The following is a 25,865-nucleotide window of genomic DNA, read 5'->3' as shown; positions in this document are numbered from 1 at the left end:
AGTGTGTCAGGCCGGAGCAGTCGCCGCGTCGACCGGTGTGCTGAACTGCTCGACCAGCGTCCGCTTCAGGACCTTGCCGCTCGGTCCGAGGGGCAGGGCGTCGACCACGTGCACGACCCGCGGGAACTTGTACGCCGCGATCTCGTCGGACACGAAGTGGACGAGCTCGTCCGGGCTGACGGTCGCGCCGGCGCGGAGCACCACGGCGGCCTCGATCTCCTGGCCGTGCAGCTCGTGCGGGACGCCGAAGACCGCCGCCATGGTGACGTCCGGGTGCGTCGCCAGCACCTCTTCGACCTGCCGCGGGTACACGTTGTAGCCGTTGCGGATGATCATGTCCTTCGTGCGGTCGACGATCGTCAGGAACCCGTCGTCGTCCTTCGTGCCGAGGTCGCCCGTGCGGAACCACCCGTCGACGATCGCCGCGTCGGTGTCCTCCGGCCGGTCCAGGTACCCGTTCATCAGGTTGTGCCCGCGGATGACGAGCTCGCCGATCTCGCCGTGCGGCAGCAGCACGATCGCGTCCGGCGTGGCCGGGTCGGCGATCTCGACGTCGACACCCCACACGGGCGTCCCGATCGTCCCCGGTCGCGGCGCGCGGCCGACGTGGTTGAAGGTGGCCACGGGCGACGTCTCGGTCAGGCCGTAGCCCTCGTGGATCGGCGCGTCGAACACCGTCTGGAACCGCTCGAGGACGGCCAACGGCAACGACGCCCCGCCCGAGATCGCGTAGCGCAGGTCCGGGCGGGCGTCGTTGCGGGTCGCGGCGTCGAGCAGTGCCATGTACATCGTCGGCACCCCCATGAAGATCTCGCAGCCGTGCTCGACCATCGCCGACAGGGCTGCGTCGCCGTCGAACTTCGGGAGCATCACGATGGTGGCGCCCGCGCGGAACCCAGTGTTCATCGTGCAGGTCTGACCGAACGTGTGGAACAGCGGGAGCGCCCCGAGCAGGACGTCGCCGCGGTGCATGTCGAAGGTGCTCATCAGGTTCGTGTTGACCTGTTCGAGCAGGGCGAAGTGCGAGCCCTCTGCACCCTTCGGCTTGCCGGTGGTCCCGCTCGTGTACAGGATCGTCGCGGTGTCGAAGGGGTCGCGGGGGACGTAGGTGTCCAGGGGTTCGGCTGCCGCGGCCAGGGCCTCGAGGCGGTCCGGGCCGTCGTGGTCGTCGCGGTCGTCGTGGTCGGCCGGTGCGAGCACGGTGATGACGTCGACGCCGGCGAGCTCGGCACCGGCTGCGCCCTCGGCGAGCAGCGGGGCAGCGCAGACGAGCAGCATGGCGCCGCTGTCCTGCAGCAGGTACTCGATCTCGCGCCGCTTGAGCAGCGCGTGGACGGGGACGACGACGGCGCCGAGAGCGAGGGTTGCGTAGTAGACGCGGGCGAAGTCCGCGACGTTCGGCACGAGCATCGCCACGCGCGATCCCTCGGTGACCCCGCGGGCCCGGAGCGCTCCGGCGTAGGCGAGGGTCTCGGACCACAGCTCGGCGTAGGTGGTGCGGTGGTCGCCGACGATCACGGCGACGTCGTCCGGGTACCGCGCGGCGGACTCGGCCAGGATCGCGGCGACCGAGGCGGTGGCTCGGGTCGGTCTGGGGGTGCCGTGGTGAGCGGCGGTGGTGGGCTCGGTGCGCGTCATTCCGGTCTCCGTCTTCGGTGACGAGTGGTTCCCCGGATCATACGTCCGGCCGCCGGTCAGAACGTCGTGCGCTCCTCGAACACCGACATGATCATGGCCGCACCGAGCCGCGCGCTCCGGGCGGGCTTCGCCGAGCCCTGCACGGCTGACTCCACTCGGGCTCCCTCGACCAGCAGCGACAGGGTCTCGGCGATGTGCGCCGGCATGTCCGCACGGGTGCACAGCAACGTGAGGTGGCTCTCGACGTCGCGGAAGTGCTCGGCTGCGAGCGCGGCGATCTCCGGGTCCTGCCGTCCGAGCTCGGCGTGTCCGTTGATGAACGCGCAGCCGCGCCACCCCTCGTCCGCGAAGCACTCCTCGAGGTAGCTGAAGATGCCGAGGATCTCGTCGCGGGGATCCGCCGAGGTGGTGGCGATGTGGTCCAGGGCCCGACGCCACGCGCCGTGCCAGCGTCGCAGGACCGCCACCACGAGCGCCTGCTTGGACGGGTAGGCCGCCGTCAGCTCGTCCACGCTCATGCCTGCGTGTGCGGCGACGTCCTCGAAACGCACCGGGATCACGCCGTGCGCCGTGAAGAGGTCGTCGGCGGCCTTGGATGCGGTGCGCTGCGCGGTCGTCTCGACGGCCGGGGGCGTGAGTGTGAGGAGCGTCATGGGGAAGTGTGGATCACCCTATCGATCGGTTCGGACGGCGGTCGAGAGCTCAGGATGCGAAGAAGTCCGCGTAGCTCGGATCGGCGTGGCCCATGTGCGCACTGAGGCGGGCCTGGACGATCTCGTCGAGGTCGGCGGGCGGGGTCAAGCCCCGTCGGCGCCACTCGACCGGGTTGCTACGCAGCTGCTCGAGCGTGCTCTGGTCAAGCATCGTGGCGTTCCTGTTCTGCGAAGAGTGCGGTCATGTCGATGGCCTGGGTGCGGACGTCCTCGAACGTGGATCCCTCGCGGATCACGCGGAGAGTCCGAGCACGGCGGCGGCGGACGCGAGGACGCTCACCGAGACGATGCCGGTGCTCACCGCGGCGATCTGCAGCGTGCGCTGTCGCTGGGCGTCCCGCAGTTCGCTGAAGCCGCCGCGGTGGCGGTTGCGTCGGCCGGACACCGACGTCGCTTCGAATGCCTGCTTGGGTGCGCTGATCGGTTGGACCGGAGTTGCGGTCACGGCGGTCATGTCGTCCTCGTGTTCTCCTGAGCAGCCCGTTGCCGCCGGATGAGTCGACCGTACGAGCAGCGGGGTCGTCGGTGCGCGCCAGGACCGGAGACTCGACGGATCGCGGATGTCGTGAGCGGCCCGGCGGTCGAAATCCGGACATCGTCCCGTCGCCACGAGCATCCGGTCCACGCGCCGACGATCGTCGGTAGCGCTTCTCGGACAGCGACACGGACGACGCGCGTCCGTTCGGTCACACTGCTCTCGGTGAACCGATGACAGACGAACGAGCTCGCGTGCAGGACGACGTCCGGTCCGCCGACGTCGACGAAGCACGCGACTTCCTGGTCGGGGCGTACGACGCCTCCGAGTGGCGCGCCGAGACGACCGCGCAGCCCTTCACCTTCCGGTACTCAGCTGTCGGCGACTCGACGATGACGTTGCGCGCGATCCGGTTCGACGGGCACCTCGACGGCGTCATGACGCCGTCGGACGACTTCGTCGTGCAGTGGATCACCCGGGGTACCGGCTTCATCGGCGAGGGTGACGACCGCCTCGTGAGCGCCGTGGGCCGGCCGCAGCTGTGGCCGCAGGACGGCGCCGCGTTCACGTACCAGGACTACGACCAGCGTCTCGTCCAGATCAACCGGGCATCGCTCGAGGAGGTCGCCGGCGAGCGCGGTGCGGCGTCGGGCGGCGTGCAGCTCGACCACACCGTGCAACCCGACGACCGGGCCGTGACGATGTGGCGGAACACCGTCAAGCTCATCTCGCACACGGTGCTCGACCGGCAGGTCTCACCGCTGCTGCAGGCCGAGATGGGCCGGCTGGGGGCACTGGCGCTGCTCGAGCTGTACCCGGTCGTCTCGGCCACGTTGCCGGACGAACTCCTGCTCCCGCGCAACGCGCACATCCGCCGGGCCGTCGAGTACGTGCACGAGCACGCCCACCTGCCGATCACGAGCACCGACCTGGCCGAGGTGGCTTCCCTGAGCCTGCGTGCCCTGCAGCAGGCGTTCCAGCGGCAGCTCGGGGTGAGCCCGAACGGCTACCTGCGCGGGGTCCGTCTCGACCGGGTGCGCGACGAGCTCGTTCACGCTGACCCGGCGGGGACGAGCATCGCCGACGTCGCCCGGCAGTGGGGGTTCGCCCACGCTGGTCGGTTCTCTGCCGCCTACCTCGAGCGCCACGGCGAGTACCCCCGGGACACGATGCGGCGGGCGTGACACCCCGACGGCTCTCGCGGATGCGTCCCTGAGAGCACCGACACACGATCCGCGGGTGTTCTGTCACCCCGACACGGCACCGTGGGGCGGTGCTGACCCGCCGAGCCGTCGCGTCCACCGTCGTCGTCTCCGTGGTGGTGGTGCTCGGCGGCGCGTTCGTCTCCGCCCCGTGGCTCGGGATCGCCCGGGCGCCGGTGCTCGCCGCGGTGCTGCCCGCGCGCGCGGTGGTGTCGGTCGGCTGCGTCGTCGTGGCCGTGGCGCTGATCGTCCTCGGCATCGTGCGGCGCCGGGTGCGGGTCGTCGCGTTCGCGGTCGGTGCTGTGCTCGTCGCCCTCGCGGGAACGAACGGCGTGGTCCTCGAGGCGAGGGGCTTCGACGTCGAGCCACCGCGCGCGGCGGGCCTCCGTGTGTTCGAGTGGAACACGAACGGCGGTCTGGTCGCGCCCACGACGATCGGGCGCGCTGCCTCGGCTGCCCGCGCCGACGTGGTCGTGCTGCCCGACGCCGGCTCGCTCGCCGCTGCCGAGGACGTCGCCGACGCCATGCGACAGGGCGGCCGACCGGTGCACGTGTTCGCCGAGCCCGGTGCGCAGGTCGCCGTGCTCGTCCGGGACGACCTCGCCGCGCACGCCACGAGGCGCCCGGGCATCGACCCCGTGAAGACCCTGGTCGTGTCGGTTCCGGGTGCCCCGACGATCGTCGCGGTGCATGCGCCGCAGCCCCTCCTGCGCGGACTCGCGGGCTGGCGCGCTGACCTCGACTGGGTGCGCCGGACCTGCGCGGACGATGCCGAGGTCGTCGTCGCAGGGGACTTCAACGCATCGGTGGACGCATTCGGGGGCGGCGGACTCGGAGCGTGTCAGGACGCCGCGTCGACCGTGCACGCCGCGAGCCTCGGGACCTGGCCGACCTCGGTCGCCCCGGCACTCGCCATGCCGCTCGACCACACCCTGGTGAGCCCGGCGGTGGGCGTGATCAGGTCGTGGACGGTCGTCAGGGCCGAGGACGGGTCCGGAGCTCGGCACCGACCGACCATCACGGTCATCGGCGCGCGGCGCTGATCGTCCCCGGCTCCGGACGACGGCTGCGGGACGGCCGCCGCCGTCCCGCAGCGACGACTCACTGCAGCGCGAACCCACCGTCGCTCGTGAGCACCTGGCCGACGACCCAGCTCCCCGCCGCAGTCGACAGCCACCCGATGAGCTCCGCCGGGTCCGTCGACCGGCCGACGCGACCGAACGGCGTGCTGGCGAGGTACTCGTCGAGGCCCTCGAGCGAACGATCCGTGGTCTCCGGGTCCATGTAGCCGGTGTTGACCGGTCCGGGGTTGATCGTGTTGAGCACGATGCCGAGCTCGAGCAGTTCCGCTGCGACGGTGGCGGTGACGCCCGCCAGGGCCGCCTTGCTGGCCGCGTACGCGACCTCGCCGCGCATCGCACCGTGGATCTGACCCGACGTCATCCAGAACACGTGGCCCTGCGCCTCGGCGTACGGCCCGTCGCCGGTGATGCGGTCTCCGGGTCGCCGTGGTTCGTCGGACTGCGGTGCACGCAGCCGGGCGAACTCCGCCGTGAGGAGCAGCGTCGCGCGGGTGTTGACCTCCCAGAACGCGCTGAGCCGCTCGGGGGTCATGTCGAGGATGCTGCCGTCGTCCCCACTCTTCGCCTGGTTGCACACGAGCACGTCGAGTCGTCCGGTGTGCTCGACGGCGGCGCCGATGACGTCCGGGATCGTGGCCGGGTCGGAGAGGTCGGCGGCGACGTCGGCGAACACCGCACCGTCCGCCAGGTGGGCACGGAGCCCGTCACGCACCGCGTCGAGGTCGTCGCCGCCCCAGGGGAGCTCGAGGTCGTGCGGCCGGTGGTGGTGGATGACGATGTTCGCCCCGAGCGAGGCGAGCTTTCCGGCGACGGCGAACCCGATGCCTCGTCGACGCGAGACGCCCGTGACCAGTGCGGTCTTGCCGAGCAGGGGAAGGTGTGCGGACATGGTGAACCTCTCGATCGCGCCGCGGTCGGGCGCACAGATGGAATCGGAGACGGTTCAGGAGCACTGCACGGAACCGACCGTACCTCGTGATCGCAGGAACGCCACCTGCCGTTCCCAGTGTCGGAAGCCGCCACCCTCGTGCCCGTTGTACGGGTAGACCTCGATCTGACGGTCCGCCGACGCGAGCACGTCGGTCGAGCCCAGTGCGTTGAAGGCGGCGAAGGTCGTGCGCGGCGGCACGACGTCGTCCATCAGGGCCACGGAGAACAGCGCCGGGGCGGTGATGCCGGCGGCGTGGTTCACCCCGTCGAAGTACGCCGCGGTGTCCCACACCGTGTCGGCTGCGTCGCGGTGCACGGACAGGTAGGTCGCGAGCTCCAGGTACGGGCCCCCGACGGCGATGTCGGTGCCGCCCTCCCAGTCGCACAGGAACGCGACGTCGGGCAGCACCGCGGTGATCGGTCCGACGTGGGCCTCGGCCAGGGCAGCTGCGGCGATGGCGATGCCCCCGCCCTGGCTGCCGCCGGTCAGGGCGATGCGTGACGGGTCGACACCGGGCAGCGTCCGCACGGCATCCACCAGGCGGACGGCGTCGGTGTACACCCGGCGGTAGTAGTGGTCCGCGGGGGAGCCGATGCCGCTCGTCATCCACCCGCTCGCGTGCGGTCCGGAGCCGTGCGGGTCGGGGGTGTCGCCGCCGGCCCACCCGCTGCCCTGGCCACGGGTGTCCATGACGACGTGCACGTACCCGGCGAGGGCCCAGTGCACGCGTTCGCCGGGGCGCCCGCGGCCGCCGCCGTAGCCGAGGAACTCGACCACGACGGGCAGCGCCGTGTCACGACCGGCCAGCGGTCGCGAGACCCAGGCGCGCACCGGATCGCCGGCGAACCCCGGGAACGTCAGGTCCTCGACGACGAGTCCGGTCACGGGGGTGTCGGCCGGAGCGAGGGCGGGAGCCGTCCCCGCTCCGGCTGCCCGGGCCGCGGTGATCGTGTCCGCCCAGAACGCGTCGAAGTCGGCCGGTCGCCGGACCTCGGATCGGTGTCGACGGAGTTCGTCGAGCGGGAGGTCGGTGCGTGCCATGGGTCTCCTCGGTCAGCGCGCCGCGGCGCGGTACTGCTCCAGCACCTCGGGGTGCGGGTCCGCCGGCACGGTCGTCGTCGCGATGTCCCACGACGGCAGCGCGCCGGTCAACGCCCAGGCTGCCTGACGCGCGGCCCCGGACGCCACGTACTCGCCGGGTTCCGGGATGAGCACGTCGCGCCCGAAGACCTGCGCGGCGACGGTCCGGACGGCCTCGTTCCGCGCGGCCCCGCCGATGAGCAGCAGTCGCGACACGGTCACACCGGTGCCCTCGACCGCGGCGAGCCCGTCAGCCAGGGCACAGAGCATGCCCTCCACCGCGGCGCGCGCCAGGTGAGGTCGGTCGGTCGTGCCCGGGGTCATCCCGAGCAGTGACGCGGTCGCGTCCGGCCGGTTGGGCGTGCGCTCGCCGACGAAGTACGGCACCAGCACGAGGCCGTCGGCCCCGGCCGGCGCCTGCAGCGCCAGCTCGCCGAGCGCGTCGTGGTCCACGCCGAGCAGGCCGCCGATCACCTCGAGCACGCGGGCTGCGTTGAGCGTCGTGACGATCGGGAGGCGCGACCCGGTCCCGTCGGCGAAGCCCGCCACGGTCCCGCTCGGGTCCAGGACCTCGGTCGCGGTGACGCCGAAGACGGTCCCGCTGGTCCCCAGGGACACCGCGATGTCCCCGGGAGCGAGTCCGAGTCCGAGCGCCGCACCGGCGTTGTCGCCGAGTCCGGCGGCCACGACCAGTCCGGACGGTGCGACCGCGCCGTTCGGCAGTGCCACGTCGACGTCGAGCGTCCCCATCGCCTCGTCGTGGGCGACCACGCGCGGCACGACGACCGTGTCCGCGGTCGGCTCGGAGCCGGCGACGCGCATCGGGCGACCGAGCGCGAGTTCGAACAGCTCCGGGTCGTACTCCCGGCGCACCGGGTCCCAATAGGCCGTGCCGCTGGCGTCCGAGGCGTCGGTGGCGAGTGCGTCGAGGTCGGGGCCGAGCGGACTCTCGTCGGCCGGGCCGTACCCGCGCAGCCGCCACGACAACCAGTCGTGGGGGAGCGCGACGGCTGCGACGCGGCCGGCGTTGTCCGGCTCGGCGTCGCGGAGCCACCGCAGCTTGGTACCCGTGAACGATGCCACCGGGACCAGTCCCGTCCGGGCGACCCACGAATCCCGTCCGATCTCCTCGACCATCTGCGCGGCCGCATCCGCACTGCGCACGTCGTTCCAGAGCAGGGCGTCGCGGACCACGTGACCGTCGGCGTCGAGCGCGACCATGCCGTGCTGCTGCCCGGCGATCGCGACGGCGCCGACGTCGGTGAGTCCGCCGGCGTCCGCGACCGCGGCGCCGAGGGCGTCCCACCAGTGGCGGGGATCGACGGACGTGCCGTCCGGGTGGGCGGCACGTCCCTCACGGACGACGGCACCCGTCGCCGCGTCGCGGATCGTGACCTTGCAGGACTGGGTCGACGAGTCGACTCCGGCGACGAGCTGTGTCATCCCCGCAGCCTGTCAGCGCGCGCCGAGCAGGTGCTCGATGGCGAGCTGCTGCAACCGGACGAAGCCGAAGCCCTTGCCGCCGAAGTACGCGTCGGCGTCGAAGTCCTCGTAGGCCGAGCGGTCGGACAGGAAGGCGTCGTAGGACTCGCCGTCGTTCAGGGTCGGCGTGCTGAGCTCCCCGACCTTCGAGGCCTCGAGCGCGGCCTGCACCTCGGGGTCGGCGCGGAAGGCCTGCGCGCGCTCCTTGAGGAGCAGGTACATGCGCATGTTCGCGGCCGCCGAGTCCCAGACGCCCGTGATGTCCTCGGTGCGGCTCGGCTTGTAGTCGAAGTGGCGCGGGCCGTCGTAGGCCTGGCCGCCCTGCGGCGAACCGTGCTCGAGCAGGTCGACGAGCGAGAACGCGTTCTGCAGGTCGCCGTGACCGAACACCAGGTCTTGGTCGTACTTGATGCCACGCTGACCGTTGAGGTCGATGTGGAAGAGCTTGCCCTGGTAGAGCGCCTGGGCGATGCCGGCCGTGAAGTTCAGGCCCGCCATCTGCTCGTGGCCGACCTCGGGGTTGATGCCGAACAGCTCGGGGCGCTCGAGGGTCTCGGTGAACGCGATCGCGTGGCCGAGGGTCGGCAGCAGGATGTCGCCGCGGGGCTCGTTCGGCTTCGGCTCGATGGCGAAGCGGATGCCGTAGCCCTTGTCGGTGACGTAGTCGGCGAGCAGGTTGACGGCCTCGCGGTAGCGCTCGAGCGCGGCCTGCACGTCCTTCGCGCTGTCGTACTCGGAGCCTTCGCGGCCGCCCCACATCACGAACGTCGACGCACCGAGCTCGGCGGCGAGGTCGATGTTGCGCAGGACCTTGCGGAGCGCGAAGCGGCGGACCTGCCGGTCGTTCGAGGTGAAGCCGCCGTCCTTGAACACGGGTGCGGAGAACAGGTTCGTCGTCACCATCGGCACGATGAGGCCGGTGGAGTCGAGCGCACCCTTGAGGCGGTCGATCTGCGTCTGCCGCTCGGCGTCGGTCGAGCCGAACGCGAACAGGTCGTCGTCGTGGAAGGTCAGGCCGTAGGCGCCGAGTTCGTCGAGCTTCTCGACTGCCTCGACCACGTCGAGGGCCGGACGGGTCGGCCCGCCGAAGGGGTCGGAGCCGTTGTAGCCGATGGTCCAGAGACCGAAGGAGAACTTGTCTGCACGGGTGGGCGTCGTTGCCATGGTGGTCACCGTTCGTCGTCGAAACAAAATGTTGCCGCGCCCAACATAAGCGGTAGTGTTGGCTGTGGCAAGGACGTGATCGCAAAGGAGCGAGCGGATGGCAAGTGTTTCGACGGCGCAGCAACGACTGCGGATCGCCATGGTGGGGCACGGCTTCATGGGAGCCGCACACTCACAGGCGTGGCGGACCGCCCCCAGGTTCTTCGACCTCGGGGTCGAGCCGGAGATGGCGGTGATCGTCGGGCGCGACCCGGCACGCACCGAGGCGGCTCGCGTGCAGTACGGCTGGCAGTCGGCATCCACCGACTGGCGCGCCGTCGTGGCCGACCCGGACATCGACGTCGTCGACATCGTGTCGCCCGGGTCGTCGCACGTCGAGATCGCGATCGCCGCGCTCGAGGCCGGCAAGCACGTCCTGTGCGAGAAGCCGCTCGCGAACACCGTCGAACAGGCCGAGGCGATGACCGCCGCTGCCGCAGCCGCCCGGGCGCACGGGGTCCGCGCCATGGTCGGGTTCAGCTACCGCCGGGTGCCGGCCATCGCCTTCGCCCGACAGCTCGTGCAGGACGGCCGGATCGGCACCGTGCGCCAGGTCCGCGCGCTCTACCTGCAGGACTGGCTCGCCGACGAGGACGGCCCGATGACCTGGCGCCTCGACAAGGAGCTCGCCGGTTCGGGGGCGCTCGGCGACATCGGCGCGCACGCGATCGACCTCGTCGAGCACGTCACCGGCGCCGAGCTCACCCGGGTGTTGGGTCTGCTCGAGACCTTCGTGACCGAGCGCCCCCTGCTCGCCGACGGCGTCGGACTCTCCGGCACGGCGTCGAGCGAGCGCGGGCAGGTCACCGTCGACGATGCCGCGTTCTTCACCGCCCGACTCGGCGGCGGTGCGGCCGACGGCGCGATCGGTACGTTCGAGGCCACGCGCTACGCCACCGGCCGGAAGAACGGCCTGACGCTCGAGATCAGCGGGTCCGAGGGCGCGATCCAGTTCGACCTCGAGTCCATGAACGAACTGCGGTTGTACGAGTCGTCGGCACCCGCGGGGGAGCAGGGCTTCCGCCGCATCCTGGTCACCGAACCCGAGCACCCCTACATGGCGGCGTGGTGGCCGACCGGACACCTCATCGGGTACGAGCACACCTTCAGCCACCAGGTGAAGGACTTCGTCGAATCAATCGTCGCCGGCACCGACCCGTCGCCCTCGTTCGAGGACGGCCTGCACGTGCAGCGGGTGCTCGACGCCGTCGAACGCAGTGCCGCCGACGGCAGCAGCTGGACGGTGACCGCGTGACCGCCGCCGACGGCACACGCCAGGCGCTCGTCGTCCGCGGGGGCTGGGACGGCCACCAGCCCGTCGAGACCACCGACCTGTTCGTCCCGTTCCTGCGCGACAACGGGTTCGCGGTCCGGGTGTCGGACTCGACGGCCGTCTACGCCGACGAGTCCGTCATGGCCGAGGTCGACCTGATCGTGCAGGTCGTCACCATGTCGACCATCGCCGACGACGAGTTCGCCGGGCTGCAGCGCGCGGTGCTGAACGGCGCCGGACTGGCTGGCTGGCACGGCGGGATCGCGGACGCGTTCCGGAACACCGCCGACTACCTGCACATGGTCGGCGGCCAGTTCGCCCACCACGCCGGCAAGCACCCCGACGAGCGCGTCGGGGAGCAGTCCGACAACTACATCCCGTACACGGTGCACCTCACCGACCTCGGACGATCGCACCCGATCACGCAGGGCATCGAGGACTTCGACCTCGTCACCGAGCAGTACTGGGTGCTGTCCGACGAGTACAACGACGTCCTCGCGACCACCACGCAGGAAGCGCGCGACTTCGACGCCTGGAACCGACCGGTCACCGCACCGGCGATCTGGACACGGCAGTGGGGCGAGGGCCGCGTGTTCGTCTCCGCACCCGGGCACCGCCTCGAGGTCGTCGAGTCGCAGCCACTCCGCACCATCATCGAGAGGGGCCTCCTGTGGGCAGCACGGTGAACGAACCCGTCCTCCGCGTCGGGGTGGTGGGCGTCGGCGTGATCAGCCAGCAGTACTTCGAACACTTCCCGTCCCTGCCCGGACTGTCGCTCGTCGCGGTCGCCGACCTCGACGTCGACCGGGCGCAGACGGTCGGTGCCGCGCAGGGCGTGCGCGGGACGAGCGTCGACGAGCTGCTCGCGGCCGACGACGTCGACGTGGTGCTCAACCTCACGATCCCCGCCGCCCACGCCGACGTCGCGACCCGGGCGCTCGCCGCGGGCAAGCACGTCTACGGCGAGAAGCCCCTGGCGATGTCCACAGCCGAGGCCGAACCGGTGCTCGAGGCAGCCCGGGCCGCGGGCCTCCGGGTCGGCAGTGCTCCGGACACCGTGCTCGGCACCGGCATCCAGACCGCTCGGGCCGCCCTCGACGACGGCCTGATCGGCACCCCGGTCGGCGCGGCCGTCGCCTGGAGCGCCCCCGGTCACGAGCTCTGGCACCCGGCACCCGCGTTCTACTACCAGCCCGGTGGCGGCCCGCTGCTCGACATGGGCCCCTACTACCTGACCAGCCTCGTCACGTTCTTCGGACCGGTCGTCCGGGTGAGCGGCAGTGCCACCCGCTCCACCCGTGAGCGCACCGTCGCGACCGGACCGAACGCCGGCACGTCGATCCCGGTCGACATCGACACCCACGTGGTCGCGATCCTCGAGCACGAGAACGGCGTCGTCTCGACCGTCACCGTCTCGTTCGAGGTGTGGGCGACCCGCGCACCGCTCTTCGAGGTGTACGGCACGGCCGGCACCCTCGGTGTGCCGGACCCGAACCGGTTCTCGGACCCGGTGTCGATCGCCACGTCGGACGACCGCGAGTGGCGCGAGCTGCCGGTCTCCGCCGGGTACACCGACGCCGGTCGCGGCTACGGACTCGCCGACCTGGCGCACGCGATCACCACGGACCGTCCGCACCGGGCCTCCGGCGACCTCGCGTTCCACGTGCTCGAGGTCATGGAGGCCGTCTCGGCCGCGGCCCGCGACCACGCGGTCGTCGATGTGCACTCGCGCGTCGACCGCCCCGCCACCGTCCCCGCCGGGTCCGACCCCGGGTCATGGTGACAGCCCTCGACCACAGCACGGACCTCGACCACCGCACGGAAGGACGACGACGATGACGACGACGGACGCGAGCGACCAGGCGGAGCCGACCCGGGCCTCCAGGCCGGTCACGCTGTTCACCGGACAGTGGGCCGACCTGCCCTTCGAGGAGGTCGCCCGGCTCGCCGGCGACTGGGGGTACGACGGACTCGAGATCGCCTGCTGGGGCGACCACCTGGACGTCCGGCGCGCCGCGACGGACCCGGCGTACGTCGCCGAGCGGCAGGCGATCCTGGAACGCAACGGGCTGCGGGTCTGGACCATCGCGAACCACCTGGTCGGCCAGGCCGTGTGCGACGACCCCATCGACCAGCGGCACGAGGACATCCTGCCGCCGCACGTCTGGGGCGACGGCGAGGCCGAAGGTGTCCGACAGCGTGCCGCCGAGGAGCTCCAGTGGACCGCACGCGCCGCAGCGGCACTCGGGGTCGACACCGTCACCGGGTTCTCCGGGTCGTCGATCTGGAAGACCGTCGCGGGCTTCCCGCCGGTCCCGCCGAGCATGATCGACGCCGGATACCAGGACTTCCACGACCGGTGGTCGCCGATCATCGACGTGTTCGAGGAGGTCGGGGTCCGCTTCGCGCTCGAGGTGCACCCGTCCGAGATCGCCTACGACTACTGGACCGCCAAGCGCACGCTCGAGCTCTTCGCGGACCGGCCGGCGTTCGGGTTCAACTTCGACCCCTCCCACTTCGTCTGGCAGGACCTCGACCCCGCCGCGTTCCTGCTCGACTTCGCCGACCGGGTGTACCACGTGCACTGCAAGGAGTCGGTGAAGCAGCTCGACGGGCGCAACGGCCGGCTCGGCTCACACCTGCCGTGGGGTGACCCGCGCCGCGGCTGGGACTTCGTGACCGCCGGACACGGTGACGTGCCGTGGGAGCGCGTGTTCCGCGTGCTGAACCACATCGGGTACACCGGCCCGACCAGCGTCGAGTGGGAGGACGCCGGCATGGACCGACTCGTCGGAGGACCCGAGGCGCTGGCGTTCGTGCGGCAGCTCGGCACGATCGCGCCGCCGGAGGCCTCGTTCGACGCCGCGTTCTCGCGTTCGCGGTGACCGGCGGTTCCGGGCGTACCTGCCGGATCCGGGCGTACCTGGTCGTTCGTTTCGACCAGGTGTGCCCGATCCCGCTTCCCATCGCGGGCGTTCTGGGAAGGACCGAACACGCGAGGATGGGCCAGCACACACGGAGCACGACCGAGAGGACCCGATGGCTCGCCTGACAGCGGCACCCGTCGTCGCGCAGACCCCGACACGCGGCAACGCTGCGCGCGTCCTCCGCCTGGTGCACGAGGACGGTCCCATCACCCGCGCCGAGATCACCCGACGCACCGGTCTCAACCGGTCGACCACGCTCACGCTCGTCGGTGAACTGGTGGAGCGCGGACTCGTGCACGAGGACGTCCCTGCAACGGGAGGCACGACCGGCGGCACGGGAGGCACGACGAGCGGCGCGACCGCAGGCGTCGGCCGTCCGAGTCCCGTCGTCCGCGCCGTGGCTGAGGTGGTCGCCGTCGCCGTCACGGTCGAGGTGGACGCCGTCACCGTCGCGTTGGTCGGGCTCGACGGTAGCGTGCGCGACCGTGCGGTGGCGTCGAGTCGCTCGGCCCCGACCGCTGCCCAGGCAGTCGAGACCATCGCCGGACTCCTGGACGAGCTGGTCGCCGGGGACGCCGCACCCGCCCGGATCGCCGGCATCGGCGTCGCCGTGCCCGGGACCGTACGGGTCGAGGACGGCGTGGTCCGCTCCGCGCCCCACCTGGGCTGGCACGACGAACCGATCGCCCGTCCCCTCGCCGAGCGCACCGGCCTGCCGGTCCGTGCGACGAACGACGCGAACTCCGGTGCCTGGGCGGAGCGCCTGTACGGCAGCGGCCGCGGAGTCGACGACCTGATCTACCTCAACGGCGGCGCGAGCGGTATCGGCGGCGGTGTCATCAGCGCCGCCCGGCCCCTCAGCGGCGCGGACGGCTACGCCGGCGAGCTCGGCCACACGTTCGTCGCGGCGAACGGTGTCCGCTGCCACTGCGGGGCCGTCGGGTGCCTCGAGACCGAGGCCTCGCGCGACGCCCTCGTCGCGGCGGCCGGTGTCGCTCCGGACGACCCGTCCGCGCTCGCCGCGGTGCTCGCGCAACGCCGACCCGAGGTCGAGCGGGTGGTCGACCGCCAGGTCACCGCTCTCGCGACCGCACTCCGCAACGCGATCCACACCGTCAACCCCGAGGTGGTCGTCCTCGGCGGGTTCCTCGGGGTGCTGCTCGAGCACGTCGGCGACCGCATCGAGGTCGAGGTCCGCGCCCAGTCGATGGCCGCCGTGACCGAACGGCTGCGGATCGCTCCGGCGGCGCTCGGTGCCGACGTGCTGCTCCGCGGCGCCGCCGAACTCGGGTTCCGCGACCTGCTGCGCGACCCGACGGCAGCCCGGCTCGTCCCGAGGCCAGCTCCAGCCGGCACCACGACCGCCCACACGCCCGACCGCTCCACCACCCCCACGTCCGACCGCGACGCCGCGGCCGAGGAAGCGAGAACCCCATGACCTCCATCCAGCGCCAGCGCACCAGCGTGCTGCTCGGGACCCAGGACCTGACCGTCGAGGACCGCCCCGTCCCCGAGGTCGAACCGGGCGACGTGCTCGTCCGGGTCGCCGCCGTCGGGGTGTGCGGCTCCGACGTGCACTACTACCGCCACGGCCGCATCGGGGACTTCGTCGTCGAGGAGCCCCTCGTCCTCGGTCACGAGCTGTCCGGCACGATCACCGCTGTCGGCGCTGGCGTCGACCCCGCCCGCGTCGGGGAGCGCGTCGCCGTCGAACCGCAGCGCCCGTGCCACCGCTGTGCGCAGTGCCTGGCCGGCCGCTACAACCTCTGCCCGCACATGCGCTTCTACGCGACCCCGCCGGTCGACGGCGCCTTCGCCGAGTTCGTCACGATCGAGGCCGAGTTCGCCCACGTCCTGCCCGACTCCGTCTCGTTCGAGGCCGGTGCCCTGCTCGAACCGCTGTCCGTCGGGATCGCCGCGGTCCGCAAGGCCGGCATCGTCCCCGGCTCCTCGGTGCTCATCGCCGGTGCCGGCCCGATCGGGATCATCTGCGCCCAGGCCGCGCGGGCCTTCGGCGCCACCCGGATCGTCATCAGCGACCTGGTCCCCGAGCGCCGGGAGCGTGCGTTGCAGTACGGCGCCACCGAGGTCGTCGACCCGACCGTGGTGTCCGTCGCCTCGGACATCGCACCGGTCGACGCGTTCATCGACGCCAGCGGTGCTCCCCGTGCCGTGTCCGACGGCATCAAGGCCGTCGGACCAGCGGGCGCCGCGGTGCTCGTCGGGCTCGGCAACTCCGAGATGACCCTGCCCGTCGAGCACATCCAGAACCTCGAGGTCACGGTCACCGGCATCTTCCGCTACACCGGCACGTGGCCCGTCGCGATCGGCCTGGTCGCGTCCGGACAGATCGACCTCGACTCGCTCGTGACGGGTCGGTTCGGCCTCGACGAGGTCCGCGAGGCACTCGAGAGCGACACCGACCCGGAGTCCCTCAAGTCGGTCGTGTACCCCGGCGGCGTGCCCGCCTGAGCGCGCACGGTGCGCGGTTCGCCGCCCCGTGCCGCGTTGCGTGCCACGTGCGGGGTTGCGACCGGACACGGTGCGCGGAAGCTCGCACCGGGTGACGACGCGCGCACGGTGCGGACGGGAGGCCCGTGGCCAGGCCGCCACGCGCCTCCCGTCCGGCTCGTGACCCGGAACGGGGCCACCGGCGCGTCACCGGGACGCGCTACGGTTCGCGCATGACCGCTTCACCGGCCGCCGTCGTGCCGCAGCGCACCGACCGGCGCGCGCTCGTGTCCTGGGCGCTGTGGGACTGGGGGTCCGCGGCGTTCAACGCCGTCGTCACCACGTTCGTGTTCAGCACGTACCTGGCCAGCCGGGCGTTCGTCGACCCGGCGAAGGTGGCCGACACGTCCGCCGCGGGCACGGCGTTGGTGGAACGCGAACTCGCCCACAACGCCGCGGTGGTCTCCACAGCCCTGACGATCGCCGGCATCGTCGTCGCGCTCGTGGCCCCGGCGATCGGGCGCCTCGCTGACTCGTCCGGGCACCGCCGCCGGTCCGTGCTCATCGCCACGATCGGCATCGTGCTTTCCATCGGCGGCATGGTCTTCGTCGCACCGAGCCAGCCGTACCTGGTGCTCGGGGCGGCGCTGCTCGGCATCGGCACGGTCGCGTACGAGATCGCGAGCGTGGGCTACAACGCCATGATCGGGCAGGTCGCGTCAGGGGAGCGCACCGGACGGGTGTCCGCGATCGGGTGGGCCGCCGGGTACTTCGGCGGCATCGTGCTGCTCGTGCTGCTGCTCGTGCTCTGCATCCAGGACTTCCGCGGCGACGGCGTCGTCGGCGGACTCCTGCAGCTGCCGGCCACCGTCGCGACCGGGCAGTGGGACGTCCGCGTCGCCATCGGCATCGCCGCCGTGTGGCTCGCGGTCAGCTCGATCCCGCTCTTCGTCGTCGTGCCCGAGGCCGCGCCCGACCACCGGCACACCGGCGGCGTGTTCGGTGCCTACCGCGACCTGGGTCGGGACATCGCCCGGCTCTGGCGCGAACGGCGGAACGTGCTCGCGTTCCTGGTCGCCAGCGCGGTGTTCCGCGACGGCGTCGGCGCGGTGTTCACCTTCGGCGGGATCATCGCGGCGCAGGTGTTCGGGTTCAGCGCCTCGCAGGTCATCCTGTTCGCCATCGCCGCGAACGTCGTCGCCGGCGTCGCCACCTTCGTGTCCGGACGGCTCGACGACCGCTTCGGCTCGCGCGCGCTCATCATGGTGTCGCTGATCGGCCTCGCTGCCTGCGGGCTCGGCGTCCTGGCGGTCGGCAGTCGGACGGAGTGGTTCTGGGTGCTGGGGCTGACCCTGGCGTTGTTCGTCGGACCGGTGCAGTCGTCGTCGCGGGCGTACCTGGCGCGGCTGGCGACCCCCGGCCGCGAGGGCGAGCTCTTCGGCCTCTACGCCACCACCGGCCGGGCGGCGTCGTTCCTGGCGCCGGCACTGTTCGGTGTCGCGGTGACGGTCGGCGGCTCGACGCGTTTCGGGATCCTCGGGATCGTGGTGGTGCTCGTCGTGGGGCTGGTGCTCATGGCGTTCGTGAAGGCCGAGCCGCGGGTGCTGCGCGGGTAGGTGTTCGGGTGTAGCTGGTCGTTTCGGGCGTAGCTGGTCGTTTCTTCCGGCCAGGTACGCCCGATCCCGCTTTCCATCCCGAGGTCGATGGGAAGGAACGTCACCGGTGCGGTTGTGCGCACGGTTCTGCACAGGGCCGCGGTTCCACCGGACTCCGCGGCGCGGGTGCGCCAGGATGGACCCATGACCGACCAGCGCATCGCCGTCGTCGTCCTCGCCGCCGGGCAGGGCACGCGCATGAAGTCGTCCACCCCCAAGGTGCTGCACCGGCTCGCCGGGCTGCCGCTCATCGCGCACGTGCTGCGGACGGCGTCGTCCCTCGGGCCGGAGCACGTGGCCGTGGTCGTGCGGCACGAGCGTGACCTGGTCGCAGCGGAGATCACCGAGCGCGCGCCCGACGCCATCATCGTCGACCAGGACGACGTCCCCGGCACCGGCCGTGCGGTCGAGGTCGCGGTCCAGGCGCTCCCCACCGACTTCGACGGTGCCGTCGTGGTGCTCTCCGGCGACGTCCCGTTGCTCGACGCGGGCTCGCTCCGGACGCTGGTCGACGCGCACCTCGGCGCGGCCAACGCCGTCACCCTCGTCAGTGCGATCGCGCCCGACCCGACCGGGCTCGGGCGCGTGGTGCGGGACGGCTCCGGGGCGTTCGTCGGCGTCGTCGAGCACAAGGACGCGACGGCCGACCAGCTCGCGATCACCGAGACGAACGCCGGCATCTACGCCTTCGACGCCGCCCACCTGCGTGCCGTGCTGCCGTCGCTGACGACCGCCAACGCACAGGGCGAGAAGTACATCACCGACGCGCCGACGCTCATCGCCGGGCGCGGGGGGATCATCGACGTCGTCACGCTCACCGACCCGTGGCTCGTCGCCGGCATCAACGACCGCGCGCAGCTGTCCGACGCCGCCCGCGAGCTCAACGCCCGCATCGTCCGCCGACACCAGCTCGCCGGCGTCACCGTGCAGGACCCGGCCACCACCTGGATCGACCTCGACGTCTCGATCGAAGCGGATGCCGAGGTCCTGCCCGGCACCCAGCTCCTCGGCGCGACCGCCATCGCCGCCGGTGCCGTCGTCGGGCCGGACACCACGCTGCGCGACACCGAGGTGGGCGCCGGCGCGACGGTGAACCGGGTCGACGCCACCCTCGCGGTCATCGGTGACGGTGCCTCGGTAGGGCCGTTCGCGTACCTGCGTCCGGGCACGATCCTGGGCGACCAGGGCAAGATCGGCACCTTCGTCGAGACGAAGAACGCGAAGATCGGGCGCGGCAGCAAGGTCCCGCACCTGTCGTACATCGGCGACGCCGAGGTGGGCGAGGACTCGAACATCGGTGCGAACACGATCACCGCGAACTACGACGGCGTGCACAAGCACCGCACCGAGGTCGGCTCGCACGTTCGTACAGGCTCGCACAACGTGTTCGTCGCCCCGGTTAGGATTGGTGACGGTGCGTACACGGGTGCCGGAACGACGGTCCGCAAGGACGTCCCGGCCGGATCGCTCGCGATCAGCTACGCCCCACAGCGCAACACCGACGGATGGGTCGAGGAACACCGACCCGGCACACCGGCGGCCGAGGCTGCTCGGCACGCGAACGGCGAATAGATCCTGGCGACCACCGGTCGTCGACATCGACCCCACACGGGTCAGGGAGTGAGCACCGCACTTGTCCGGAATCAAGACAACCGGCCAGAAACGACTCGTCCTCGTCTCGGGGCGAGCACACCCGGCGCTCTCCGCCGAGATCGCAGAGGAACTCGGTGTCGACCTGGTCCCCACCGATGCCCGGACCTTCGCGAACGGTGAGCTGTACGTCCGGTTCGACGAGTCGGTCCGCGGGTGCGACGCGTTCGTCATCCAGTCGCACACGGCACCGATCAACGAGTGGCTCATGGAGCAGCTCATCATCGTCGACGCGCTGAAGCGGGCCTCGGCCAAGCGCATCACCGTCGTCGCCCCGTTCTACCCGTACGCCCGTCAGGACAAGAAGGGCCGCGGCCGCGAGCCGATCTCGGCCCGCCTGGTCGCCGACCTGTTCAAGGCCGCGGGCGCGCACCGCATCATGAGCGTCGACCTGCACGCCGCCCAGATCCAGGGCTTCTTCGACGGCCCGGTGGACCACCTCTTCGCCATGCCGGTGCTGCTCGAGCACTTCCGCGAGATCCTCGACCCGTCGATGCTGACGGTCGTGTCGCCCGACATGGGGCGCGTCCGCGTCGCCGACATCTGGTCCGAGAAGCTCGGCGCACCCCTCGCCATCATCCACAAGCGTCGCGACCCGCTGGTCCCGAACCAGGTCACGGTCCACGAGATCGTCGGCGACGTCTCCGGCCGCTGGTGCCTGCTCGTCGACGACCTGATCGACACCGGGCGCACGATCGCCAAGGCAGCTGAGGCGTTGAAGGCTGCCGGTGCGATCGGCGTCGTCGTCGCCGCGACCCACGCAGTGTTCTCCGACCCGGCCACCGAGCTCCTGCAGAGCGAGTTCATCGACCGTGTCGTCGTCACCGACACCCTGCCGGTGCCGGTCGAGAAGCGCTGGGACCGTCTCGAGATCCTGCCGATCGCCCCGCTCCTGGCCCGCGCCATCCACGAGGTCTTCGACGACGGGTCCGTCACGTCGATGTTCGACGGCGCAGCGTAGCGGAGCCGTCGAACCATGGGCACAGCCGACGGCGCCTCACCGTCTCGTCGACGTGACGTGTCTGCGGAACGTTCGTGACCCATCCCGCGCGTGACGCCCTCGCGGCCCGGCTCCGGGCCACGGGGAGCGTCTTCGCCGAGGACGAAGCCGACCTGCTCCTCGAAGCAGGCGACGGTGAACCCGTCCGGCTGCGTTCCCTGGTCCAGCGTCGCCTCGCCGGTGAGCCGCTCGAGTACGTCCTCGGCTGGGCCGCCTTCGACGGACACCGTATCCGGGTGACACCTGGGGTGTTCGTCCCCCGTGCCCGGACGACCGTCGTGGTCGAGCAGGCTGCCCGTCGGTTGCAGCGCTACGACCGCGTGGTCGACCTGTGCTGCGGCGCCGGTGCGATCTCGGTGGCGTTGTTCGGCCGGGTCGGCGCGCTCGACCTCGTGGCCACGGACGTCGACCCGGATGCCGTCGACGTCGCGGCCGAGAACATCGGCGACCGTGGGATCGTCGTCGCCGGCGACCTGTTCGCGCCGCTGCCGGACCGGTTCCGCGGCGCCGTCGACGTCATCGCGGTGAACGCCCCGTACGTTCCGACGGCGTCGATCGCGATGATGCCGGTCGAAGCGCGGGAGCACGAGCACCGCGTGGCCCTCGACGGTGGCGCGGACGGCCTCGACCTGCACCGGCGGATCGCCGCAGGAGCGGGAGAGTGGCTGCGCCCCGGTGGTTCGGTCGTGATCGAGGTGTCGGTGGCGCAGGCAGATGCGTCGGTCGCGGCGTTCGTGTCCGCCGGGTTCACTGCCGTGGTCGAGCAGGACGACGAGGTCGACGGCACCTGCGTCGTCGCGACGCTCCCCGTCTGACCCGACGAGTCTGACCCGACGAGTCTGACCCGACGAGTCTGACCCGACGACCCGACCCGCACGAGTTCGACCCGCACGGGCTCGACCCGCGCGAGTTCGGCCGGCGCCTGGTTCGCCGACCGGTCGCGACACGCCGCTCAGTTCCGTCGAGGTCGCACAGACGGCCGTTCGAACGCTCGACATGCCGAGATCTCGGAACCTCGACGACCAGCGGACGGCGTGCCGCACGGCCTCACCCGACGCCCCCGACGCGCGCCGGCCAGCGCTACTTCGCGTCGACCGTCACCGACGCCCAGCCCGAGGCCCCGTTCGGCGCGGGCGGCCGCTCGACGCTCGTCTGCACCTCGCCGTCGGCGCTCACGGCACGGACCTCGATCCGGTGCGAGCCCGCGGTCGGCGTCCACCGCAGCACCCACTGGCGCCAGGTGTCCGCGGACACCGACTCGGCGAGTTCCGCCTGCTGCCACGCACCCGAGCCGACCCGGACCTGCACGGCCTTCACCCCGGTGTGCGGCTGCCAGGCGACCCCGGCGATGGCGACCTGCTCGCCGACGGTCACGGTCGTCCCGTTCCGTGGGGTGTCGATGCGCGACTCGAGCTTCACGGGCCCGCGTTCCGACCATCCGCGCGGCGTCCAGTAGCCCTGCGCATCGGCGAAGCGCGTGACCTCCATCTCGGTCACCCACTTCGTCGCCGACACGTACCCGAACAGCCCGGGCACGACCATCCGCGCCGGGAACCCGTGCTCGGTCGGCAGCGGTTCGCCGTTCATGCCGATGGCGAGCAGCGCGTCGGTGCCCTCGTCCTGCAGGACGTCCAACGGCGTCCCGGCGGTGAACCCGTCGATGCTGCGGGAGAGCACCATGTCGGCGTCCCCGGTCGGCTTCGCGCGGGCCAGCAGCTCCCGGATCGGGTACCCGAGCCAGAGCGCGTTGCCGATCAGGTCGCCGCCGACCTCGTTGGACACGCAGCTCAGGGTGGCCATGTGCTCTTCGAGCGGCAGGGCCAGCAGCTCGTCCCACGTCAGCGTGACCTCGTTCTCGACGGCGCCGTGGATGCGAAGGCTCCAGTCGGCCGGGTCGATCGAGGGGACACGCAGCGCGGTGTCGATCCGGTAGAAGTCGGCGTTCGGTGTGACGTACGGCGTGATCCCGTCGACGTCGAGCGAGGCGCCGCCCGGCACGGCCGGTGCGGGTGTCGCCGCCGCGGGCAGGCGCACGGCTCGTCGGGCAGCGGCGACCGCCTGCATCGCGGACGACCCCACCCGGGAGGCCGTGCCCACCACGACCGCGACCGCTGCGGTCGCGACACCCCAGACCAGGAACGCGCGGCGCTCGGTCGAGGCAGGTCGCGGTGACGCCGACGGGACGGCCGCTGCGGCCTCCCAGCGCCGGAGCCGACGGAGCAGCAGTCGCAGGGTGATCACGGCGGCTGCCACGCCGAACACGGTGGGAGCGCCGTCGAACGTGCCGCTGCCGGAACGGGTGCTCACCGCGATGAGCGCGAGCACGCCACCGACGGCGAAGACGAGTGCCCCGAAGGGCGGCCGAGCGCGCTCGAGGACCCCGGCCCCGGCGCTGATCGCGGCGACGATGACGGTCATGAGCGCGAACAGTGCGACCTTGTCGCCGGTGCCGAACAGGGCGACCATCAGGTTCTTGGCCCCGGCCGGTGCGAGGTCGATCACGGCGGACCCGACGGCCACCAACGGGCTGCCGGCACCACCGAGGAGCAGCGCCCCGAACTCCGCGATCCCGAGGAAGGCGGCGGCGGCCACGAGACCGACGGCCGCAGCGAGGACCGCGGGCCGGCGGAGCGGGGCTCCGGCCGGGTGTTCGTCCGTCGATGGGTCGTCCGGCGTCGGGACGTCCGTGGTGCGTTCGGTGGTCACCGCCCGAGCGTAGGTCGCCCGGCCGCTCGTCCGCTGTGCGTGCGGTTCCCCGGGCGTTCACCGACCCCGGCCAGCACCTGCCGATCGGGCCGTGCGAGGATCGGGGTGTGCCGAGGCATCCAGATCCAGTTCCGCGCCCCGGCCGCGCCCGCCGATCCGACCGCACGCCGATGTCGGCTGCACAGCGCCTGTCCACGTTGCGGTGGGTGATCGTGGGCATCTGGGCGGCGCTCCTCACCGCGCGGATCATCGTCGTCGCGACGGCACCTGACGTGGACCTGTCCTGGTTCGGGATCGTCGAGTTCGGTGCGATCGCGCTGGGCGTCACGGTCATCGTGGTCGCGGTCTTCCGTGCCGCTGCGGTGCGACGTCGGCACGCTGACGAGGCCCTCGCGCTCGCCATCCGCCGCATCGACCCCACGGTCTGGCTAGTGCCGGCGGCTCCGACGACCGAACTGCGCGACGCGATCGCCGAGGTCCGGCCGGAGGTGAGCCTCGGTGCCCGTGTGACGTGGGCGTTCGGGGCGACCGAGGCCTCCCTGTGGGAACTCGACGACCGCAAGGCCACACGGTTGCTCGTGGTCCGGTGGAGCCGGGTGGTGCACGTCGGGATCGAGGACGTCCACGGCGACGGTGACCACGCCGATGCCCGTCGGGCGTGCGCGGTCGCGATCCACTACGTCCGGCCGGACGACACACCGGCGGTCGCGACCTTCTTCGTGCGGACGGCTCCCGGCTCTCGTCGGCTGCTCGGCCGCGGACAGCGGCTGGACCGGCTCGTCGCCGACCTCGCGCGCGAGCGCATCGTCGCCTGAACCGAGCGCTTCGTCGTGACCGAGCGCACTGCGGTCGGACGTGGGAAGGGCCCCGCCGATCGGCAGGGCCCTTCGAGGGTGCGGTCGTGCCGCGGTCTAGTGGGTTGACGGTTCCTGGTCGACCTCGCGGCGGTCGTCGTCGGACCACAGCGTGTGGAAGGTACCGTCCTTGTCGATGCGCTGGTAGGTGTGCGCGCCGAAGAAGTCGCGCTGCCCCTGGATGAGCGAGGCGGGCAGCCGCTCGGAGGCGAGCGAGTCGAAGTAGGACAGCGCCGACGAGAAGCCCGGCGCGGGGATCCCCGATGCGGCGGCGATCCCGACGATGCGGCGCCAGGCGGCTTCACCCTCCTGCACGGCGTTCGCGAAGTACGGGTCGACGAGCAGTGACTCGAGCTCCGGGTTCTTGTCGTACGCCTCGACGATGCGGTTGAGGAACTGGGCACGGATGATGCAGCCGCCCCGCCAGATCTTCGCCACGTTGCCGAGGTTGATGTCCCAGCCGTACTCCTTCGCCCCGGCGATGATCAGGTCGAACCCCTGCGCGTAGGCGACGACCTTCGAGGCGTAGAGCGCCGCGCGGACGTCGTCCTCGAAGCCGTCGGGGACCTCGGCGATGGCGGGCCGGTCCGGGAACGCCTGCTGCACCGCGGCACGCTGCGAAGGCTTCGACGACACTGCGCGGGCGAACACCGCTTCGCCGATGCCGGAGACCGGGATGCCGAGTCCGACCGCGTTCTGCACGGTCCACACGCCGGTGCCCTTGGACCCCGCTTCGTCGCGGATGACGTCGACGAGGGGCTTGCCGGAGTCGGCGTCGCGCTGCTTCAGGACCTCGACCGTGATCTCGATCAGGTAGGACTCGAGGTCGCCGCCGTTCCACTCCTGGAACACCTTGACCAGGTCCTCGACGGAGAGCCCGCCGACGCGGCGGAGCAGGTCGTAGGACTCGGCGATGAGCTGCATGTCGGCGTACTCGATGCCGTTGTGCACCATCTTGACGAAGTGGCCGGCGCCGTCGGTGCCGATGTGGGTCACGCAGGGCTCGCCCTCGGCGACCGCCGCGATCGACTTGAGGATGGGGCCCAGGGTCTCCCAGGCTTCCTTCGAGCCGCCGGGCATGATCGACGGCCCCTTGAGCGCGCCCTCTTCACCACCGGAGATGCCCGTGCCGACGAAGTTGAGGCCCTTCTCGCGCAGGTCGTGCTCACGCCGGATCGTGTCGTGGAAGTTGGCGTTGCCGCCGTCGACGATGATGTCGCCTTCCTCGAACTTCTCGGCGAGCTGCGAGATCACGGCGTCGGTGCCCTTACCGGCCTGCACCATGATGATCGCCGTGCGCGGCTTCGAGAGCGAGGCGACGAAGCCGTCGATGTCCTCGGACGCGATGAAGCCGGCGTCACCGTGCTCCTTGATGAGTTCTTCGGTGCGGGCGTAGGTGCGGTTGTACACCGCGACCGTGTTGCCCTCACGCGACGCGAGGTTGCGTGCGAGGTTCGACCCCATGACGGCGAGGCCGATGACCCCGATGTTCGCCTGACCAGTGCTGTCTGCCACGTCGTCTCCTTTGTCCGGACGTGACACC

The 25,865-nt window shown here is 71.7% G+C and carries 23 protein-coding genes; 13 read left to right on the top strand and 10 right to left on the bottom strand.

Features of this window, described 5'->3' with window-relative positions; all coding sequences use genetic code 11:
- Nucleotides 1–6 precede the first annotated feature (6 nt).
- The 4 genes from M4960_RS11265 to M4960_RS11250 all read right to left on the bottom strand — a co-directional run bounded on the left by M4960_RS11265 (nt 7) and on the right by M4960_RS11250 (nt 2,805).
- The gene (locus tag M4960_RS11265) at nt 7–1,638 is read right to left on the bottom strand and encodes a long-chain fatty acid--CoA ligase (RefSeq protein WP_248704268.1); all 1,632 of its coding nucleotides are present in this window, start codon (nt 1,636–1,638) and stop codon (nt 7–9) included.
- Between the two features lie 56 nt (nt 1,639–1,694).
- The gene (locus M4960_RS11260) at nt 1,695–2,291 is read right to left on the bottom strand and encodes a TetR/AcrR family transcriptional regulator (protein ID WP_222659790.1); all 597 of its coding nucleotides are present in this window, start codon (nt 2,289–2,291) and stop codon (nt 1,695–1,697) included.
- Between the two features lie 49 nt (nt 2,292–2,340).
- Nucleotides 2,341–2,502: a hypothetical protein gene (locus M4960_RS11255; protein WP_159573320.1), complete on the bottom strand. Its 162-nt coding sequence runs from the start codon at nt 2,500–2,502 to the stop codon at nt 2,341–2,343.
- An 81-nt stretch (nt 2,503–2,583) separates the two neighbouring features.
- A complete protein-coding gene (locus M4960_RS11250) occupies nt 2,584–2,805 on the bottom strand; it encodes a hypothetical protein (RefSeq protein WP_248704267.1) in 222 nt (73 codons plus the stop codon).
- A 254-nt stretch (nt 2,806–3,059) separates the two neighbouring features.
- Between M4960_RS11250 and M4960_RS11245 the strand changes: the two genes are divergently transcribed.
- On the top strand, nt 3,060–4,010 hold the full coding sequence (locus M4960_RS11245) for a helix-turn-helix domain-containing protein (protein WP_111084859.1): 951 nt from the start codon (nt 3,060–3,062) through the stop codon (nt 4,008–4,010).
- An 89-nt stretch (nt 4,011–4,099) separates the two neighbouring features.
- On the top strand, nt 4,100–5,071 hold the full coding sequence (locus M4960_RS11240; protein WP_248704266.1) for an endonuclease/exonuclease/phosphatase family protein: 972 nt from the start codon (nt 4,100–4,102) through the stop codon (nt 5,069–5,071).
- A 58-nt stretch (nt 5,072–5,129) separates the two neighbouring features.
- On the opposite strand, the gene M4960_RS11235 is transcribed toward M4960_RS11240, so the two are convergent.
- The 4 genes from M4960_RS11235 to xylA are packed head-to-tail and all read right to left on the bottom strand — an operon-like array spanning nt 5,130 to nt 9,767.
- On the bottom strand, nt 5,130–5,999 hold the full coding sequence (locus M4960_RS11235; protein ID WP_248704265.1) for an SDR family oxidoreductase: 870 nt from the start codon (nt 5,997–5,999) through the stop codon (nt 5,130–5,132).
- Between the two features lie 54 nt (nt 6,000–6,053).
- On the bottom strand, nt 6,054–7,082 hold the full coding sequence (locus M4960_RS11230; RefSeq protein WP_248704264.1) for an acetylxylan esterase: 1,029 nt from the start codon (nt 7,080–7,082) through the stop codon (nt 6,054–6,056).
- Between the two features lie 12 nt (nt 7,083–7,094).
- Nucleotides 7,095–8,564, bottom strand: coding sequence for a xylulokinase (locus M4960_RS11225; protein WP_248704263.1), 1,470 nt, complete (start codon nt 8,562–8,564; stop codon nt 7,095–7,097).
- A 12-nt stretch (nt 8,565–8,576) separates the two neighbouring features.
- Nucleotides 8,577–9,767 carry a xylose isomerase gene (xylA, locus tag M4960_RS11220; protein WP_111084913.1) on the bottom strand — a complete coding sequence of 397 codons (1,191 nt, stop codon included), beginning with the start codon at nt 9,765–9,767 and terminating at the stop codon, nt 8,577–8,579.
- Nucleotides 9,768–9,864: 97 nt separating this feature from the next.
- Here xylA and M4960_RS11215 point away from each other — a divergent pair, with 97 nt between their 5' ends.
- The 10 genes from M4960_RS11215 (at nt 9,865) to M4960_RS11170 (ending at nt 21,577) form a co-directional block, all read left to right on the top strand.
- A complete protein-coding gene (locus tag M4960_RS11215) occupies nt 9,865–11,061 on the top strand; it encodes a Gfo/Idh/MocA family protein (RefSeq protein ID WP_248704262.1) in 1,197 nt (398 codons plus the stop codon).
- On the top strand, nt 11,058–11,765 hold the full coding sequence (locus tag M4960_RS11210; RefSeq protein WP_248704261.1) for a ThuA domain-containing protein: 708 nt from the start codon (nt 11,058–11,060) through the stop codon (nt 11,763–11,765). The genes M4960_RS11215 and M4960_RS11210 overlap by 4 nt, the downstream gene beginning before the upstream one ends.
- Nucleotides 11,762–12,862 carry a Gfo/Idh/MocA family protein gene (locus tag M4960_RS11205; RefSeq protein WP_248704260.1) on the top strand — a complete coding sequence of 367 codons (1,101 nt, stop codon included), beginning with the start codon at nt 11,762–11,764 and terminating at the stop codon, nt 12,860–12,862. Before M4960_RS11210 ends, M4960_RS11205 begins: the two co-directional genes overlap by 4 nt.
- Before the next feature lie 52 nt (nt 12,863–12,914).
- Nucleotides 12,915–13,964 carry a sugar phosphate isomerase/epimerase gene (locus M4960_RS11200; protein WP_248704259.1) on the top strand — a complete coding sequence of 350 codons (1,050 nt, stop codon included), beginning with the start codon at nt 12,915–12,917 and terminating at the stop codon, nt 13,962–13,964.
- A 154-nt stretch (nt 13,965–14,118) separates the two neighbouring features.
- Nucleotides 14,119–15,444, top strand: coding sequence for an ROK family transcriptional regulator (locus tag M4960_RS11195; RefSeq protein WP_248704258.1), 1,326 nt, complete (start codon nt 14,119–14,121; stop codon nt 15,442–15,444).
- Nucleotides 15,441–16,478, top strand: coding sequence for an NAD(P)-dependent alcohol dehydrogenase (locus tag M4960_RS11190; protein WP_123294705.1), 1,038 nt, complete (start codon nt 15,441–15,443; stop codon nt 16,476–16,478). Before M4960_RS11195 ends, M4960_RS11190 begins: the two co-directional genes overlap by 4 nt.
- Nucleotides 16,479–16,690: 212 nt before the next feature.
- Nucleotides 16,691–18,073: an MFS transporter gene (locus M4960_RS11185; RefSeq protein WP_248704257.1), complete on the top strand. Its 1,383-nt coding sequence runs from the start codon at nt 16,691–16,693 to the stop codon at nt 18,071–18,073.
- A 183-nt stretch (nt 18,074–18,256) separates the two neighbouring features.
- Nucleotides 18,257–19,684, top strand: coding sequence for a bifunctional UDP-N-acetylglucosamine diphosphorylase/glucosamine-1-phosphate N-acetyltransferase GlmU (glmU, locus tag M4960_RS11180; protein ID WP_248704256.1), 1,428 nt, complete (start codon nt 18,257–18,259; stop codon nt 19,682–19,684).
- A 61-nt stretch (nt 19,685–19,745) separates the two neighbouring features.
- Nucleotides 19,746–20,723, top strand: a complete 978-nt coding sequence (locus M4960_RS11175) for a ribose-phosphate diphosphokinase (protein WP_123294708.1) — start codon at nt 19,746–19,748, stop codon at nt 20,721–20,723.
- 74 nt (nt 20,724–20,797) lie between these two features.
- A complete protein-coding gene (locus tag M4960_RS11170; protein WP_248704255.1) occupies nt 20,798–21,577 on the top strand; it encodes a putative protein N(5)-glutamine methyltransferase in 780 nt (259 codons plus the stop codon).
- A gap of 265 nt (nt 21,578–21,842) precedes the next feature.
- Here M4960_RS11170 and M4960_RS11165 read toward each other — a convergent pair whose 3' ends face one another.
- Nucleotides 21,843–23,468, bottom strand: a complete 1,626-nt coding sequence (locus tag M4960_RS11165; RefSeq protein ID WP_173170705.1) for a molybdopterin-dependent oxidoreductase — start codon at nt 23,466–23,468, stop codon at nt 21,843–21,845.
- Between the two features lie 170 nt (nt 23,469–23,638).
- Between M4960_RS11165 and M4960_RS11160 the strand changes: the two genes are divergently transcribed.
- The gene (locus M4960_RS11160; RefSeq protein WP_173170707.1) at nt 23,639–24,283 is read left to right on the top strand and encodes a hypothetical protein; all 645 of its coding nucleotides are present in this window, start codon (nt 23,639–23,641) and stop codon (nt 24,281–24,283) included.
- A gap of 96 nt (nt 24,284–24,379) precedes the next feature.
- Here the strand turns inward: M4960_RS11160 and gndA are convergent, their stop codons facing one another.
- Nucleotides 24,380–25,837, bottom strand: a complete 1,458-nt coding sequence (gene gndA, locus M4960_RS11155; RefSeq protein WP_173170709.1) for an NADP-dependent phosphogluconate dehydrogenase — start codon at nt 25,835–25,837, stop codon at nt 24,380–24,382.
- Nucleotides 25,838–25,865: the final 28 nt, after the last annotated feature.

It is taken from the genome of Curtobacterium sp. MWU13-2055 (assembly GCF_023242305.1).
GTDB lineage: Bacteria > Actinomycetota > Actinomycetes > Actinomycetales > Microbacteriaceae > Curtobacterium.
This window is presented reverse-complemented; position numbering and strand designations above follow the sequence as displayed.

Bases quoted from the DNA above. Each gene is read 5' to 3' on its own strand.
- M4960_RS11265 (WP_248704268.1), bottom strand. From the start codon at position 1,638: ATGACGCGCACCGAGCCCACCACCGCCGCTCACCACGGCACCCCCAGA.
- M4960_RS11260 (WP_222659790.1), bottom strand. From the start codon at position 2,291: ATGACGCTCCTCACACTCACGCCCCCGGCCGTCGAGACGACCGCGCAG.
- M4960_RS11255 (WP_159573320.1), bottom strand. From the start codon at position 2,502: ATGCTTGACCAGAGCACGCTCGAGCAGCTGCGTAGCAACCCGGTCGAG.
- M4960_RS11250 (WP_248704267.1), bottom strand. From the start codon at position 2,805: ATGACCGCCGTGACCGCAACTCCGGTCCAACCGATCAGCGCACCCAAG.
- M4960_RS11245 (WP_111084859.1), top strand. From the start codon at position 3,060: ATGACAGACGAACGAGCTCGCGTGCAGGACGACGTCCGGTCCGCCGAC.
- M4960_RS11235 (WP_248704265.1), bottom strand. From the start codon at position 5,999: ATGTCCGCACACCTTCCCCTGCTCGGCAAGACCGCACTGGTCACGGGC.
- M4960_RS11230 (WP_248704264.1), bottom strand. From the start codon at position 7,082: ATGGCACGCACCGACCTCCCGCTCGACGAACTCCGTCGACACCGATCC.
- M4960_RS11225 (WP_248704263.1), bottom strand. From the start codon at position 8,564: ATGACACAGCTCGTCGCCGGAGTCGACTCGTCGACCCAGTCCTGCAAG.
- xylA (WP_111084913.1), bottom strand. From the start codon at position 9,767: ATGGCAACGACGCCCACCCGTGCAGACAAGTTCTCCTTCGGTCTCTGG.
- M4960_RS11215 (WP_248704262.1), top strand. From the start codon at position 9,865: ATGGCAAGTGTTTCGACGGCGCAGCAACGACTGCGGATCGCCATGGTG.
- M4960_RS11200 (WP_248704259.1), top strand. From the start codon at position 12,915: ATGACGACGACGGACGCGAGCGACCAGGCGGAGCCGACCCGGGCCTCC.
- M4960_RS11195 (WP_248704258.1), top strand. From the start codon at position 14,119: ATGGCTCGCCTGACAGCGGCACCCGTCGTCGCGCAGACCCCGACACGC.
- M4960_RS11190 (WP_123294705.1), top strand. From the start codon at position 15,441: ATGACCTCCATCCAGCGCCAGCGCACCAGCGTGCTGCTCGGGACCCAG.
- M4960_RS11185 (WP_248704257.1), top strand. From the start codon at position 16,691: ATGACCGCTTCACCGGCCGCCGTCGTGCCGCAGCGCACCGACCGGCGC.
- glmU (WP_248704256.1), top strand. From the start codon at position 18,257: ATGACCGACCAGCGCATCGCCGTCGTCGTCCTCGCCGCCGGGCAGGGC.
- M4960_RS11160 (WP_173170707.1), top strand. From the start codon at position 23,639: ATGTCGGCTGCACAGCGCCTGTCCACGTTGCGGTGGGTGATCGTGGGC.